This window comes from Salinispira pacifica (genome assembly GCF_000507245.1).
GTDB classification, from domain to species: Bacteria; Spirochaetota; Spirochaetia; order DSM-27196; family Salinispiraceae; genus Salinispira; species Salinispira pacifica.
On record NC_023035.1, the window covers coordinates 1,169,510 to 1,185,191 of the forward strand.

Below are 15,682 nucleotides of genomic sequence, written 5' to 3' on the forward strand. Positions count from 1 at the left end.
GCTGCAATTTTGTCCCGAAGGGTTGGCGTAGTTTTTGAAATGAGCGAAGCGACTTCAAAAACTATGACAAAAAAATTGTCAGTTGCATGCGTTTGTTATATGGCCCTCTGATTTACAACCTTCTTCCGCGCCCCCACCGAAGCACAGGACGTGCGGAGGTGGTTCTTATTCAACAAGAGTTTTAAAACTATCATCAAACTCCTGCTTTTTAATTCTTTCATTGTAAAAAGGCATTCCTAATATATTAAAGTCCTTATTCTTCCAAAGAACCTCTATTTTATGTTGATCTTTAAGCTCTTTCAGAAAATCTTCTTTCCATTTATCTGTTTGTATTAGATGTTCGCCTTTTGGTTCAATAAAAACTTGATACTGGATGCTTATATCCTGTTCCTTTTTAGATAGGAAAAGTAGGAAGTCTGGTTCAAAGGGTCTTCCATCTTGGAAATTGAATATTTGGAAGTGTTTTTCATTTCTAACAAGATAAACAGTATCATATTTTTCTTTTAACTTTTCATACATTTTATCAATATAACGAACCAAGTATTTTTCTTCAGAAGTTCCATAATTCTCATTGAATACATACCAATCTTTCTCAGATAGATCCATTTTAAGCTCGGTATTTCTTGTTTCATTCTGACCGATACCATACTCCTGATCGCCGCTATCATTCACATATATATTAAGTCGTTTGTTTTTCAGTTTCTTTTTAATATAATATGGTTCAAATTTTTTGGTTCCTTTGAATTCTACATTTTCACTGGAAATAGTATGACTAACTTTTTCCAGAACCTCTATAAGAATTTTGAGCTCAACTTCGGGCCTTAGTTCATTAAGAACGGACTCTGGCCCTTCTAATTCTATAGAAACATTCTTAAGATAATCTTCTGAGATAATAAACTCGCTTATTGATTGAATATTGGGGAGAAAAGACTTCAAATTATTAAAATGGTAAAAATCAAGTTTACTAAGTGCTTTTCTAACTACTCTATTATCAAAATCCGAAATTTTGAAATCTTTGATTTTATAGGTTCTATTTCCAGAATCTTCACTTTCAAAGATTGCTGTCGCAATTCCATAGCCGGTTTGCAATCTTACTTTGTGTGTTTGCTTTGTTATAGTTGTCGGTAATGAAAAGATGTCCTTCCGGTCATTTTCAATTTTTTGATTCAAGAAAACTAATCCATTATTATAAAAATCACTTTCTTTGAAATCAAACTTCAGATCTAATTGAATTTCTCTCGATTCCTTCGGTTTTATCCCCATTTCATGTAAGGCTTCATTCAGCTCATGTATATATTTAGGGTTATAAGCACTGTGATAATAGAGTTCTTCGCAGATACGGAGCTCATTATCAATATCTTCATCATATTTTCTCTGGAATTTTGGGTCTGTTATATCCAGAGAAAAGGGACAATAACGAGCACCTCTTCCTATTAGCTGGGCTTCCGAAATGGTTGTTTTTCCAATTTGTCCTGTTTTAGTATTCTTATCTCGGGTATTATACAGTCGCACAATATCAAAAAGATTGAGAACATCCCAGCCTTCATTCAGCATATCAACAACAAAGATAGCCCTGTATTCATTATCAGGGTCTTCGAGTGTGTTTACTGCAATCTGCTTTTCTTCTGATTCGGATTTACTATTTACAACAATACATTTATCTTCTGAAAAATCCTCTTTTATCTCATCAACAAGGCTTTGTATGTTGATATTATTATCTTTTATGTAACTAAAGACTTCTTTAATTGAATTGTCTGCTGTAGCTGAATTAAGTTTATTAATATCGGATATTTTAAGTGTTTTAATCTTGTCTGTAAACTCGTCAAAGAACAATTTACTATCGTCAATTTTTTTCGATTTAAGCAGCACAACAGGTTTAATATGGAGTCTGTTCTTCTCGAATATTTTTCTTCTAAACTGGCTCAACAGACAGGCTTGCAATGCTCTGTCAATATTGCTTATGTCCGCTTGCAGAACTTTCACCTCTTTTGAATAACCATCAAGTCGGAACTGTTTTAGAGAGTAGTCGAACAGTATTTTATCAAAATATTTATTTGCCACATCTTCATTTGATAAATCAGCGGTTGCCGTAAATTCCAATAATAGGTTTTCAATGTTTGAGCGAAAAATCCTGTTTACCGTACCTTCCCATGAAGTAACTTCTTCAAACAGAGTCTTTGTTAAATCTTTTTTTCTTTTTGTTTCAGCATTGATATGGTGTGCTTCATCGGATATTAGAACGATTTTTTTATCAGAGAAATCTTCATAGGTTAAAGAATTTTCTCTCGGAGTGTTTAGCCTTGAATGTAGTCCCTGAATTGTTGTAAAGACAATGTTGATATCATCTTCATTTACTGCCTGAAAGTTATCTACCTCCTTAACCGTCACCTGTTTGCTTGAAAAACTAAGTGATTCCGCAAACAGATATTTAATTGAAGCCGGATTAAGAAAGTTTTCCCTTGTTTTGTTGATGATATTTGTACTGTTTACAAAAAACAGAAAGTTGCGATAACCCTGTTCATAGAGATACAAAATAAGCCCTGCCATTATCAGGGTCTTACCACTTCCGGTTGCCATGTGAAACAAAATCTGAGAAGGTTTTTGTCTGATAGTCTGGTTATTGTAATAAAACAGAAAGCGTGAAAAAGCTTCTTCCTGATATGGTCTTAGTTCAAAAGTCGAATTAAGATTAGACTTTATGCTTTCAGGTATTTCCGGTAATGTCTGCCCCAGTTCTTTAAATGCAGTTATTTTTTGCTCTAAGGTTTGTCCATTCATGCTTTACCGCCATAGAACTTGTGATTCAGCTTTTTATCTTCATCGCTGATACTGTAATCAACATCATCTATTTCAGAATATGGTACATAGAGCATATTTTTATCAAGCGTTTCAATAAGAAAGCGTTTCTGATCTTTAAAGGGAAGTTTTTCAAACTCGTCTATACTGGCATTGATTGTTTTGATGTCCACTTTGTAGGAGATAAATGCTTTATCCTGCATTTTTTTCCAGATTTTGAGTAATGATTTTGCGTCTTTAGTTTCATTTATTTTATCAATATATTCTTGGTTAGCTTTTGAAAGCTCGCAGTAAGTGAAAGAACCGCCACCTTGCCATTTAACATCTTTGGAAACACCTGTTTGATCATAGTTATTTGAAGGTATTAATTCATCATTTTTTTCAATGTTTTTACCAATAACATTTTGCAGTCTTATAACAGAATCGTTCTTTCCATAATCTAATTGTTCAATACCTATAAATCTGCGATTCATTTTTAAAGCTACGGCACAAGTTGTACCTGAACCTAAATGATAATCAAGTACGATATCATTTTCGTTTGTAAATGTTGAGATTAATATCTTTAGGAGCTGTTCAGGTTTTTGACCGTTAGGAAAACTTACACCTCCTTCTCTTGTAACATTATTCCAATTTAGTTTATTCCATAGAGTTCCTAACTTTTCCTTTTTGTATAAATTATTATCTTCAATAATAGTGACATTTGAAAACCAACTTACTAATCTTTTTTTAGATCCTACAAAATGAACAGTTGTTTTTTTACCTTTATTTTTCCCTGATGTAGGGTAATATTCAATGTAATATAAATTTTCATCCTTACCTGTAGCTTCCTGTACTCTTGTTCTTATAGATGTTTGAGCATTTTCTGTCGTAAATCACTGCTGTCCGGTTTAATTTCCAGCCCCCTCAAAAAGCCAAAGATTTGATGAAATAGGGGAAGGTGGAGGCGGATGAAATAATTCGGAGATATCCCGGCGATCCAGAATGGTTAACTTGAGGACCTGCATTATTTTTTGAAACGTCGATTCAATTCCATGTAGTACCTTCATCATCCAAATGAGAACATACACAATTAATGCTATCCAGATTTGACTCCATACTGCATTCTTACTCGTTCCGAAGAAAGTTTTAATTTTCAGATTTTGCTTGATCCATTTAAAGAATAGCTCAACCTGCCAGCGTTCCTTATAAATATCCGCGATCTCATGTGCTGGCAAGTCGAAGTTGTTTGTGAGAAAACGGTATACCTTCCCATGCTCCGGATCTTTATACGTAACCACTCGGATCAGGTCGGGATAGTTTGCTTCGGCACTATCTTGGGTAAACTTCATCCAAGCATCTTCAAGTACCGGCCCATCGGGATTCTTATGGTATACAAGAGTTGTTCTCACCCTGGCATTCTTCTTTAATCTGGTTACGAATGTAACGTCATCTAATTGCAATTTGTGAAATGACTTATAGTTATTATACCCCCGATCAAAAACCATAATATCTCCCTTCTTGCGGGGAAAATCTAAAAGCGTATTCGTCTCATGGAGTTTACCGGTACTCAGCTGTACATAATTTGGTAGTGCGCTGTCACTGTTATAGCTGGCGTGCAGTTTTATTGCCCCCTTTGTTGTACGAAACTGAGCCCAGTCATAGCGCGAGAGGCAGAGGTCGATTGTCGTGGCATCAATGATTTGCAAGGGATTGCGAAAACGGTGGTTCGGCGTATGCATTGTACCTGCCTGACCAAGGAGCTGATAAAATAAATCCTTAAAGATATCACTGCTGCGTTTTGCCAGGGCATCAGCGACAGTGGATTTTTTTACCGGCGCCATGCCGGCATGATAGAGTTTAGCATGCTGGGAGTGCATGGTTGCTATGACTTCATTCAGACTGAATGCCTGTGAAACTTGTGCATAGGTCATTGTTTTAAGAAGAAGATCTGTGGAGAGGGTCCGTATTCCTTTATCTCCATCGTGCAAATCGACAATTTTCTTGAAATCATATCGTGAAATGACGCTATTCAATGTGCCAAGCACCGTGCTATACTTTTTCATGCTAGTAATTTCCTTTTGTGTAATGGTTTAGTGGTAAACACATTATGCACAGATAAAAGGCAAATTACTAGCTTTTTTTATTTAGGGCCTCCTGAAAAAACCTTAACCCTATACATATAAATGAAATACTGCTAGGATTTGTGTATGAAGTACACGGTTTTTGCGAAAACCAGGCAAAAACCCTTGCACCTGTTTTCTTGGCGGGAGGGATTATGTATAGAACTGAGGACAAAACGCAGCTTTCATTTGAAGATTTCTATCTCCCATTTGGAGGCAAACTGAACCCCAATAACCGCTGGGTTCAGCTTGCTGATTTAATTCCCTGGGAAGATTTAGAAGCAGAATACGCCTCACAGTTTGCTATCGAAAGCGGGCAAGGCGCTCCGGCGATCCGTTTCCGTACAGCATTGGGTGCCCTGATTATAAAGGAAAAATTAGGAATTACAGATGAGGAAACCGTGGAGCAGATTCGTGAGACGCCTTACCTGCAATATCTCATCGGAATGCAGGGGTACCAAGATGAGACTCCTTTTGATCCATCAATGATGGTCCATTTCAGAAAGCGAATCAGCATGGACATGATCACTCACGCAAATGAATTGATTATTGCCGAAGAACGTAAAAAAAAACTGAAGATGATACGGAAGCTGAAAAAGAAGAAAATCCTGAGGTAGAAAACAACGGAAAGCTTCTGATTGATGCCACCTGCGTACCCGGTGATATTCGATATCCCACCGATCTTTCGATTTTAAACGAGAGCCGGGAAAAACTGGAAACCATCATAGACGTTCTTCACGCAAAACGGGCCAAGGGGGCGACAAAACCCCGAACCTACCGGCAGAAAGCGCGAAAGGATTTTTTGGCGGTCATCAAAAAGCGCAGAGCAAGCAAGAACAAGATGCGCAAGGCAATACGCAAGCAGCTGGGGTACATACGCCGTAATCTCCGGCATATAGAGCAATTAGCGACGGTAGTCGGCTTGAATAGCCTGTCTCGGCAGCAGTACCGGAATATGCTGGTGATCTCGGAAGTCTTTCGCCAGCAGGCACTGATGTATGAATCCAAAGATCATCGAATGTCAGGCCGGATCGTGAGCATATCCCAACCCCATATTCGCCCCATAGTCAGGGGAAAAGCCGGAACCCCGGTTGAGTTCGGCATGAAGATTTCATCCGCCAATATTGACGGGTACATGTTTATCGATCGCTGTTCATGGGATCCATACAACGAGTCTGGTGATTTAGTCATGCAGGCTGAAAAGTACAGGCACAGATATGGCGTGTATCCGGCATCAATACACGCCGATCAGATTTACCGCACCAGGGATAACCGAAATTGGTGCAAGGAACGGGGAATCAGATTATCCGGTCCGCCGCTTGGTCGGCCACCGAAAGATCGTGGTGAAAATCGGGAACGAAAGAAGCTGGCTCGTCAGGATGAGCTGGATAGAATAGCTGTCGAAGGGACATTTGGCAGAGCAAAACGACGGTACTCAATGGGTCGTTTAATGACAAAGCTTGCTGAGACCAGTGAATCGCAGGTGGCCATGATCATGCTGGTGATGAACCTGGAAAAGATTCGGAAGGATCTTTTTTACGTCTTTATCATAGCTATGCTACGCAGCCGAAAAATTACGAAGTCTCATTTCCCCGTGGTATTGGGGTATGGTAATATGGCAGCATAGGGTTTTTTCAGGAGGCCCTATTTAACCGGACAGCAGTGGTCGTAAATATTTTTTCATAGTATTTGGTGTATACATCTATCTCAGAAATGTTCTCTTCCTTAGCCAATCTACTAATACTTTTTGTTTCGTAGTTTTCAATTTTATATACTTCTATATCATTTCCATAACCATCTTTTATTGTTTTAAAAGTAACCGTCAATTTACCAGGCCCTGCACAACCTGAGCTTTAGATGGAATAATTCTTCCACATGGAGGAATTATGGATAAAAAAGTAGAGAAATGGAAGGCTATCACCGATCAATGGCGGGAAAGTGGACAAACCCAAAAGGAGTTCTGCCGAAATCACGAAATCAAGCTTTCAACGCTACATTACTGGATGAAGCGGGTTAAGAATTCCATGACCAGTGAATCTCCAAATCGGGATCTGGTCCACATTGAACCGAAGGGGCGCATGGCTTCTTCCAATGATATAGTAATAGAGATTGATCGAAGGTTTCGCATCATGGTGCCGGATAGAATCTCCTCCGAACGTCTGCAAGCAGTTTTGGCGGCATTCCGGTGATTCCTGATCTGTCCCAACTGGATATTTATGTCCGTCCAGGTGTTACTGATATGCGCAAGCAGGTGAACGGTTTATCGGAAATTGTCGAGCAGAAGATGAACCACTTGGCCATGTCTGGATCCTTGTTTCTGTTCTGCAATCGGAACCGGAGATTACTCAAATGTATCTGGTGGGACCGCAACGGGTTCTGTCTGTGGCTCAAGCGGTTGGAAAAAGACCGCTTTCCCTGGCCGGACACCGAGGAACAGGCAAAGCAGATCACCACAGCCCAACTACAGATGATTCTGGACGGCATTGATTTTTGGCACGCCCATAAGGCAATTGAGTATGTCGAATGTAACTGAAATGACTTCCCTCAACTGCTGAGTCCATGCTAGAATTTAGATCATGTTGAGCGCAGCGGAGATTGAACAGTTACCAGACGCAGTCAAGACCCATATAACCGCACTGGACTCCCGACTTGCTGAGCGCGAACTAGAAATCGAAGACCTTCAGGAACAACTTAAACTGGCCCGGTTTCGAAAGTTCGCCCGCACCAGCGAGTCCGCTTCTGACCTGCTGCAGACGATGCTGTTTGAAGAGTCGCAGGTCGCCTCGACACCGGCAGATGATACGGATGCCACAGACACAGTTACAACAGTCACGTCTCATACCCGAAAGAAACGGGGGCGAAAACCATTATCCGATGACCTACCGAGGGTCGATGTCATCCACGACATCCCGGAAGACGAGAAGCACTGTGGATGCGGTCATGAGCTCTCCAAAATCGACGAAGAAGTCAGTGAAAAACTGAAAACCATCCCCGAACAGTTTTTCGTCGAACGGCATATACGGCCCAAATATGCCTGCCGTAAATGTGAAGGTTCCGGGGACGAAGACAAACCGGTGTTCCGTATTGCTCCGGTTCCTCCGTCCATCATCCCTAAGAGTATTGTCACCCCGGAGCTTCTGGCATTCATTATTCAGAACAAGTTTGTCGATCATCTACCCTTTTACCGGCAGGAAAAGCGCTTTGAACGGGTTGGAGCGAGAATCAGCCGGCAGGATATGTCAAATTGGCAACAGAAAGCGTACGAGCTACTGAAACCCTTTAAAACCCTCATGAAAGCGCAGATTCTGTCCGGATCGGTCGTTCAGATGGATGAAACCACCGTCCAGGTCATGAATGAAGAGGAAAAATCCAATACCAGTAAATCGTATATGTGGCTCGCAAGAGGAGGCCCGCCTGATAAAAAGGTGGTGGATTATGAATATCACCGAAGCCGCGGGTCAGACTATGCAAAAAATTACCTCAAAGAATTCTCAGGCTACTTACAAACCGACGGGTATGTTGGATACGAAACAGCTCTCAAGAACCGGAACGATATCGTACATGTTGGCTGTATGGCTCATATTCGCCGGAAATTCTTCGAAGCAGGCAAGTCATCAAAGAAAGCCGGAAGCGCTCATGAGGCGGTTTCGAAAATCGCCAAGTTTTACCGTATAGAGAAAGAACTGCGTAGCCTTGATCTGTTAGATGAAGAATTTATCTCTGAACGCAAGGCACGAATTGCACCGGTAGCCAAAGATTTCAAAGCATGGCTCGACAAGAAAGCCCTGAGCATTCGCCCCACCAGTGCCACTGGTCAGGCAGTAAGTTATGCGCTCTCGCAGTGGGACAAGATCATGAAATATCTCGAACATCCTCAGCTCACCCCGGACAACAACAGTTCGGAAAATGCTATTCGTCCTTTTGTGCTTGGACGCAAGAACTGGCTATTCAGCGGGAGCCCACAGGGGGCAGAATCCTCCTGTTTCATGTTCTCGCTCATCGAGACTGCCAGACAGAATGGTTTGAACCCCTACGGCTATCTGGTTCATGTATTCACCCGTGCACCAGAGATTGCCCTTTCTGGAAAATGGGAAGAATTACTGCCCTGGAACATTAAGGACGAACTCTTGGAAATGAAGTCGATTTTACAGGCTTAAATTTACGCTTACTTTTAAAATAAATACCTGGGCTACTATTTAACAAAACAGAAGTATATTTAAAACTAGTGCCTTCTTCTTTCATTTCTTTTAAATATTCTTGAAAGGGTAGCATTAAATATTGCTGCTCAACAAATTGAAAGTCATTAAAGTTTTTAGTATATATATGAATAGTTTCATGGGATTTCTGAAAGCTCTTACCTGCATGTGTACCGCTTACACCTGCAGTTTTAGTTTTTATAACTATTGAATTTATATAATTCTCATCATTGAAAACATTATCCATTAGAACTTTAAGATAGCCTTGTTCGTTCTCATCACAATGGACACATAGCACTCCATCTCTTTTAAGTAATTCTTTTGCAAGCATTAAGCGATTTCTCATAAATGTTAACCAAGTGGAATGGTTGAAGTTGTCATTGTATTTAAAGCTATCGCTACCAGTATTATACGGAGGATCAATGTAAATAAGTTTTACTTTCTCCCGATAATTCTTTAAAATTGAAGAAAGCCCTAAAAGATTGTTTCCTTTTATTATCAGATTATCTTTTTCAGAAACTTCCTCAACTGTATGTTCACCATCTTTATCAAACTTTTTCCAATTAGTTAAAACCTTCGGGCTTAAAAGTCTATCAATCTCATCAGGAGCAAGGGTTTCATTCCAGAATATTTCATCCCGCTTTGCATCTTCTTTATCCTGTCTACCTTCCAGCACACAGTCTTTATACGGCCAGCTTAAAACAACATCTTTTTTTTCGGTGATGTATTCATCATCTGTAGTGAGTCCGACTTTATTCTTGAAAGCAGTGTAAGAGTCGGGCAGAAATTGTTTATTGCTGATAAATTTCTGGAATTTTATCTTATCAAAAACAAATGTGCCTTCAATATCCTGAAAGAAATGCTTTTTTATCTTTTTGTCTGAAAGAAGAAGCTTTATTAGCATCGGTTCAAGCTTTAATGCGTCTTCAACAATGACGTTTTTTAGTATTCTTCCTTCTGAGGTGTATTTTTCTTCTTTTGAAAAAAGTTTGGTTAAATCTTCAAGTAAATTCTGCATATTGTTCCTCTGTTAAATCAATCCTTCTTTTGGAGAAGGTTGGTAATTTTTTCTTTCAAATCTTGTATTTTTTCTTCTGATATTTCATTATTTGCCAGCTTTGATAAAGCTGTCAAAGGTTTAATATCTTTCCTTTTAGGTGCTTCGTACCCTAGAAATGACTCCATATCTACATCAAAGAAGTCTATTTCGCATGTAAAATCGTTTTTGTTACTTTTAATATAATTGTTAATTTCTTCCTGACCGATTTTTTCACCATCACCGTCATAAAGTACAGAATGATTTATACCAAGCTCTGAAAAAAGATTCATATATCGATGTATGTTGAATTTACCCATGGAATCTAATACATAAATCTGCTTTTTTTGTAACTCTTCCCAAGAATTAGCTATAAGATAATCAAATATTACTTTTTCAGTTGCACCTTCACAAATCAATACATGTTTGGCGAAAAAAGCTGATGCTCTCTCTGTATCAAGCCATAAAGCATATCGGAAACTTTCATCATCAATCTTCTTAAGAATATCTGGAGTTTCTTCACCAAGGTGCTTATTATTTATAAATTTAATCAGTTTCGGGTCACTACTATCATTTACTAATAAATCTGAAAAATACTTATACATGCCTGTATTCGTATCCCATAACTTTTCAAGAACTTCATTCTTTATTTGATATATTGATGTTCTTCCGCTGTTTTTGTTTACTTTTATTATAGATGGCAACTGATTGATGTTCTTACTTACGAATGTTGTGGAATGAGTTGTTATCAATATTTGATTTTCTTTTGAAAGTCTCTTCAGACTTAGATTTAAATATTCCTGTTGTGAAGGGTGTAAAAAAGCCTCTGGCTCTTCGAATAGCAACAAGGTGAAATCAGGGTTGAAATCCTTTTTCTTTGGTGTTTTCTTGTCCACATATTTACTGCTTAAACGAATGAGAGTATACATAATGTGCCTCTGTAATCCCTGGCCTAAATTATCAATATCGACTTCTGAATCCTTGAGGTTTCTATCAGTTACATAGTGATTTAGAAGGTTTTTTACTATATCTTCCGGTTTTATTGCATTAATTTTAAAACCAAAATCTATTTCCCAATGAGAAATCTGCTCATTGATATCCTGAACAAGGCTGTTTAGAGAGAACTCGTCTCCTTCAGATTCATCTTTAAATTCTTTATTGAAATCTTCAAGAGCTGTGTTTAATTGCGAGTAGGAAGGGCTATTTGAAACAATTTTCTTGAAAACAAAGTTTGTTATGTCTCTTAATGGGGATGGGCCAGATAGTTTTAAAGTGTCAGAAGTTTTAGACATTTCAGGGATGTAAATAGCAGAACCCAATTTAGCGGAAGATATGTTTTTCGCCCCATAAAATTGATTCTTAGATAATTCACCCTTTTCATAAGCAAAAATATTGCTATTCTTCGAATCAACCCGTTCTTTATCATCAGATTTAAAATATCTTCTGACTTTCAGAACCTTATCAGTAGTTTTATATTCTTCTTTGATAAGTTCATTTTCTTCATCTGACAAGATAAGAGTTAATTCAATCCACGATTCTTTATCATCAGTATCGAACTTGGGAAAATCTTTCTTGTCATTGTATTTAGTACCACCTTCTTCATAAAAAACTCGAAGTGCGGAAATTACATTTGTTTTGCCAGCATTGTTTTCACCGACTAATAGACTAAAGGCATCAAGATCGAATGATTCTTCTTTAATTGACCTGAAATTGTGAATTTTTACAGTTTTAATTTTCATTTCATACCTTCTTCTTTCTTAGCCCGGCATGGACGCCGGGCTTCTTAGGGCGCGGTCTCTATGTCCATTTCTATTTATTTATATCATATTTTCTCTATTTTGAAAAATTTTGTCCATATAACATATTTATTAAACCCAATTCTCTTATCAATCGAAAAATAACATATCTCGAAATAAGTTTTTAAAACGAATATTGGCTATTTTATTATTAAATCCACGGTTTTGCAAGTTTTGATCAAAACGTCATTCACGACCGGTTATTACCTGTTCCTGATAATCAACGACCCGATCCGGAAATCTGACACATTACTTCAGACTAAACGCTCCGAATATCAAACAGCCCTGCGGGACTCACCCGCTGAGCACCCTTCGCATGAATTCCACCCTCCTGGGCGCAAAGTTCACGACATAGCCGAGGCTGCACCCAGAAATGCGCAAATAATTCAGCAACTGAGCCTCGTGCTGTTCATTCAATGCGGCTACCGCCTTTACCTCCACCACAATACACCCGTTTACAACAAGGTCTGCGTAGTACTCTCCAACTACTTCCCCCCGAAACAACACCTCAAACTGCTGCTCATAGCCTACCGTGCACCCCAGCTCCCGAAATGCCATGTACAATGCATTGTGATACGGCTGCTCCAAAAGACCCGGACCCAATTCACGGTGAACTGAAAACACTCCGTCTAAAACCGTCTTCGACAACTCCTCATACAGCATGGCTGCCTCCTTTTTTCTTCCCCCGCACCGGAACGAAGGAATGGTCAAGGCCCCGCAGAAGGCGGGAGCGAAGCGTGCCTTGAGGATTCCTGAGTGAAGGACATAATAAAAAAAGGGGAGGGCAGGAACATGTAACCCGCCAATTTAAAAAAACTTCAGGATAGGAAATCCTGTACAGTTACATGTCGCGCTCTGTCGCGCCCGTCGCGGTCACCGCATCAAGCAAATCATCCGGCTGACAACATCCCGGTGTCTGCATACCACCACAAAAGCCACTGCTGTACGCTGCAACCGTCACCTTGAGCACTTCACGCCGAAATTCCCCCGGTCCTTAACATCCCGTGCACCTACCTGTCGCGCCCCGTACATCTACATCTCGCGCCCGTCGCGGTTCCCATCAAAAAAATACACAACCCAAAGCTACCTTCAAAAATTCACATATTTCCCTGCTGGATCCCAATCCGTGCTCCTAAGCGGAACCGCCGGCGGTGAAACATGGCAACAGTCCGAATAACGCTCTCATGTAGCGGTGAAAAATACACCCCGATCAAGAGTCACCGAAGTAATCTGTCCTTTGGCCTCCAGAGTTCCCAGGTACTTATTGATCTCATTTGTATGAATTCCCAGAAATGCGTGTAAATCTTCAAGAGTGCACGGCCGCCGTGCGATAGTTTCCAAAATGGCAGACTCAACATCACCGTCATACGACTCAATGGCTGAACGATCCTGAGGCAGTGCAATAATCTCCACATTGGGCATGTTCCAATACTCACGAATATCCTGCAAATCCTGTACGCTGAGGGGAATCAAATCTGCAACAACACCCGGGCGATCCAGGGTATTCAGCTGGACGCGGTCAGGATCGATATTCTTAATTGCCGTCTTCAACAAATCCAGCTCATCCTTCGAATCGTTAAACCCTTTCAGGAACAGAACCTCCAGCCAAACCTCACCGGTGAACTCCTTCCGCAGGTCCATGACTCCCTGAATACAGGCTGCTACATCCAGTTCCGCTGTCGGCCGGTTGATTCTCTCGAAAACCTTCTGACTGGCTGCATCCAGGGAAGGCAGGATAACATCCGCAGCAAGGATCGACTCCCGAACCTCCGGATCAGATAACAGAGTTCCGTTGGTGAGAATAGCCGTTCTCAAGCCGGGGTAATGTGTTTTGATCCAGGTTAAAACATCACCAATCCGGCTGTTGAGCGTCGGTTCCCCGGAACCCGAAAAGGTGATGAAATCGATACGGGGAGTCCCCTTCAAACACTGCTCCAGTTCTGAAATAACCCGATCGTACCGTATGTATTCCATTCTCTCCAGAGTAAGCTTTGTGGTTTTCCCCACCTCACAATACACACAATCCAGGGAGCATACTTTTTTGGGCACCAAATCTATGCCCAGGGACATCCCCAACCGCCTCGACGGCACTGGTCCGAAAACATACGTATACTTCTCTGCCAAAACAAACCTCTCTTCGCTTATCTGTTGCGCCATGTCCCGCCCGTCGCGGTCACCGCATCAAGCAAATCATCCGGATGACAAAAGACCGCTGTCTGCATACCACCGCAAAAGACCCCGCTGCCCGCTGCAACCGTCACCTTGAGCACTTCACTCCGAAATTCCTCCGGTCCATAACATCCCGTGCACCTACATGTCGCGCCCTGTAGTGCCTGTCGCGGTTCCCTCCAAAAAAATCCCAATCCCGCGGTCCCTTCATGAAACCGTGGTCTGACAGGCCGGACACATTGCTCAGGATCAGGTTTTTTCGTATCCTTGGCAAGAATGCTCATCACCTCCAAGGAAAAAATATGACCGATCTCATGGAAAATATCCTTACCAACCTCGGATTATCCGTCTCCACCGCCGTCATCCTGGAAAAGTCGCTGTTTGTACTCGCCGTTTTGCTGCTCAGCTGGCTCGCCGATATAATCAGTAAGAAAGTCCTTCTGAAAGTCCTCACCGATCTCACCAGAAAAACAGCCGCCACCTGGGATGACATCATCGTAAGACGGGGCGTTTTCAAGAATCTGGCCCACTTCGCCCCCGCACTCGTTCTGTACTTTCTCCTTCCTGCCATATTTACACAGTCCGGTGACATTCTGGCCGTAATTCAGCGCATAATCCTCGTCTACATGGTGGGGGTTACCGTGCTCGTGCTGGACTCCCTGCTCAGCGCTGTTCAGCACATTTACCAGGGCTATGAGGTATCCAAAAACCGTCCCATTAAAGGCTATATTCAGGTGGGGAAAATTGTGTTGTACGCCATCGGTATGGCCCTGATGATCACCACCCTGCTGAACCGCTCCCCCCTGGGCCTGTTATCGGGTATCGGCGCCCTGTCGGCGGTCATCATGCTGGTCTTCCGGGATTCCATCCTGGGCCTGGTCTCATCCATCCAGCTCACCGCCAACAATCTCATCCGCATCGGCGACTGGATAGAAGTCCCCCAGTTCGGTGCCGATGGTGATGTGGTGGATATCACCCTGCAGACTGTGAAGGTGCAGAACTTCGACAAAACCATAGTCACCTTTCCCATCTATGCACTCACCAGCTCCAGCTTCCGGAACTGGAGGGGCATGGCCGAGGCCGGCGGCCGGAGAATTAAACGCGCCATTTCCATGGATATCAACACCATCAGATTTTTAACCGAGGAAGAGATGGACAATCTTCAGAAGATATCCCTGATCAGCTCCTACCTGAAACAACGGCGGCAGGAAATATCTGAACATCGCAGTGAAGATCCTCCCGGCGGCGGTCTGGCGAATACCCGCCGATTAACCAATATCGGTACATTTCGTGCCCATGTGGCCGCCTACCTCAGCGCCCATCCTCAGATCAGCAATGAAATGACATTTCTGGTGCGGCAGCTTCCCCCGGGACCCACCGGACTGCCCATTGAAATATATGTCTTCAGCCGGAATACCATATGGGCGATTTATGAAAGCATTCAGGCTGATATTTTTGACCACCTTCTGGCGGTGGCTCCGGAGTTCGGGCTTCGGGTGTACCAACAGCCCGGCAGTTACGACATGTCCCGGATATTCGATTCCGTTCATCCCCGAAGCTCATAGCCCTCCCGCTGTACTCGGGAACCGG

The 15,682-nt window shown here is 41.6% G+C and carries 12 protein-coding genes; 5 read left to right on the forward strand and 7 right to left on the reverse strand.

The window, feature by feature from the left end; translation table 11 throughout:
- Positions 1 to 165: 165 nt before the first annotated feature.
- Genes L21SP2_RS05105 through L21SP2_RS05115 form a run of 3 tightly spaced genes read right to left on the reverse strand, consistent with a single transcriptional unit; the run spans position 166 to position 4,838 of the window.
- Positions 166 to 2,778, reverse strand: coding sequence for a DEAD/DEAH box helicase family protein (locus L21SP2_RS05105; RefSeq protein WP_024267427.1), 2,613 nt, complete (start codon positions 2,776 to 2,778; stop codon positions 166 to 168).
- Complete coding sequence (locus L21SP2_RS18825; RefSeq protein ID WP_081719476.1) at positions 2,775 to 3,641, reverse strand: DNA methyltransferase; 867 nt, start codon at positions 3,639 to 3,641, stop codon at positions 2,775 to 2,777. The genes L21SP2_RS05105 and L21SP2_RS18825 overlap by 4 nt, the downstream gene beginning before the upstream one ends.
- 42 nt (positions 3,642 to 3,683) lie before the next feature.
- A complete protein-coding gene (locus tag L21SP2_RS05115; RefSeq protein WP_024267429.1) occupies positions 3,684 to 4,838 on the reverse strand; it encodes an IS4 family transposase in 1,155 nt (384 codons plus the stop codon).
- Between the two features lie 212 nt (positions 4,839 to 5,050).
- Here L21SP2_RS05115 and L21SP2_RS18310 point away from each other — a divergent pair.
- The 4 genes from L21SP2_RS18310 to tnpC all read left to right on the forward strand — a co-directional run bounded on the left by L21SP2_RS18310 (position 5,051) and on the right by tnpC (position 9,052).
- A protein-coding gene (locus tag L21SP2_RS18310; protein WP_425277205.1) for an IS5 family transposase occupies positions 5,051 to 6,522 on the forward strand; the annotation gives its coding sequence in 2 pieces (ribosomal slippage) (positions 5,051 to 5,458 and positions 5,461 to 6,522; 1,470 coding nt in all).
- Positions 6,523 to 6,781: 259 nt separating this feature from the next.
- Positions 6,782 to 7,084 carry an IS66 family insertion sequence element accessory protein TnpA gene (gene tnpA, locus L21SP2_RS05130; RefSeq protein WP_024267362.1) on the forward strand — a complete coding sequence of 101 codons (303 nt, stop codon included), beginning with the start codon at positions 6,782 to 6,784 and terminating at the stop codon, positions 7,082 to 7,084.
- On the forward strand, positions 7,081 to 7,428 hold the full coding sequence (gene tnpB, locus L21SP2_RS05135) for an IS66 family insertion sequence element accessory protein TnpB (RefSeq protein ID WP_024267363.1): 348 nt from the start codon (positions 7,081 to 7,083) through the stop codon (positions 7,426 to 7,428). The genes tnpA and tnpB overlap by 4 nt, the downstream gene beginning before the upstream one ends.
- Before the next feature lie 43 nt (positions 7,429 to 7,471).
- Entirely contained in the window at positions 7,472 to 9,052 is a 1,581-nt protein-coding gene (tnpC, locus tag L21SP2_RS05140) for an IS66 family transposase (protein WP_024267364.1), read from the forward strand.
- Here tnpC and L21SP2_RS05145 read toward each other — a convergent pair.
- From L21SP2_RS05145 to L21SP2_RS05160, 4 genes are all read right to left on the reverse strand, one after another.
- On the reverse strand, positions 9,009 to 10,109 hold the full coding sequence (locus L21SP2_RS05145) for a site-specific DNA-methyltransferase (protein WP_024267432.1): 1,101 nt from the start codon (positions 10,107 to 10,109) through the stop codon (positions 9,009 to 9,011). The two genes, tnpC and L21SP2_RS05145, sit on opposite strands and share 44 nt — an antisense overlap.
- Positions 10,110 to 10,126: 17 nt before the next feature.
- Positions 10,127 to 11,866, reverse strand: coding sequence for an ATP-dependent nuclease (locus tag L21SP2_RS05150; protein ID WP_024267433.1), 1,740 nt, complete (start codon positions 11,864 to 11,866; stop codon positions 10,127 to 10,129).
- Between the two features lie 351 nt (positions 11,867 to 12,217).
- Positions 12,218 to 12,586 (reverse strand): GxxExxY protein, encoded by a 369-nt coding sequence (locus L21SP2_RS05155; protein WP_024267434.1) that lies wholly within the window; start codon positions 12,584 to 12,586, stop codon positions 12,218 to 12,220.
- A gap of 519 nt (positions 12,587 to 13,105) precedes the next feature.
- Entirely contained in the window at positions 13,106 to 14,080 is a 975-nt protein-coding gene (locus tag L21SP2_RS05160) for a radical SAM protein (protein WP_053335597.1), read from the reverse strand.
- A gap of 314 nt (positions 14,081 to 14,394) precedes the next feature.
- Here L21SP2_RS05160 and L21SP2_RS05165 point away from each other — a divergent pair, with 314 nt between their 5' ends.
- Positions 14,395 to 15,657, forward strand: coding sequence for a mechanosensitive ion channel family protein (locus L21SP2_RS05165; protein WP_024267436.1), 1,263 nt, complete (start codon positions 14,395 to 14,397; stop codon positions 15,655 to 15,657).
- Positions 15,658 to 15,682: the final 25 nt, after the last annotated feature.

Excerpts from the sequence above, each read along its gene's own strand:
- L21SP2_RS05150 (WP_024267433.1), bottom strand. The coding sequence starts at position 11,866 with ATGAAAATTAAAACTGTAAAAATTCACAATTTCAGGTCAATTAAAGAA.
- L21SP2_RS05160 (WP_053335597.1), bottom strand. The coding sequence starts at position 14,080 with ATGGCGCAACAGATAAGCGAAGAGAGGTTTGTTTTGGCAGAGAAGTAT.
- L21SP2_RS05115 (WP_024267429.1), bottom strand. The coding sequence starts at position 4,838 with ATGAAAAAGTATAGCACGGTGCTTGGCACATTGAATAGCGTCATTTCA.
- L21SP2_RS05155 (WP_024267434.1), bottom strand. The coding sequence starts at position 12,586 with ATGCTGTATGAGGAGTTGTCGAAGACGGTTTTAGACGGAGTGTTTTCA.
- L21SP2_RS05105 (WP_024267427.1), bottom strand. The coding sequence starts at position 2,778 with ATGAATGGACAAACCTTAGAGCAAAAAATAACTGCATTTAAAGAACTG.
- tnpA (WP_024267362.1), top strand. The coding sequence starts at position 6,782 with ATGGATAAAAAAGTAGAGAAATGGAAGGCTATCACCGATCAATGGCGG.
- L21SP2_RS05165 (WP_024267436.1), top strand. The coding sequence starts at position 14,395 with ATGACCGATCTCATGGAAAATATCCTTACCAACCTCGGATTATCCGTC.
- tnpC (WP_024267364.1), top strand. The coding sequence starts at position 7,472 with ATGTTGAGCGCAGCGGAGATTGAACAGTTACCAGACGCAGTCAAGACC.
- L21SP2_RS05145 (WP_024267432.1), bottom strand. The coding sequence starts at position 10,109 with ATGCAGAATTTACTTGAAGATTTAACCAAACTTTTTTCAAAAGAAGAA.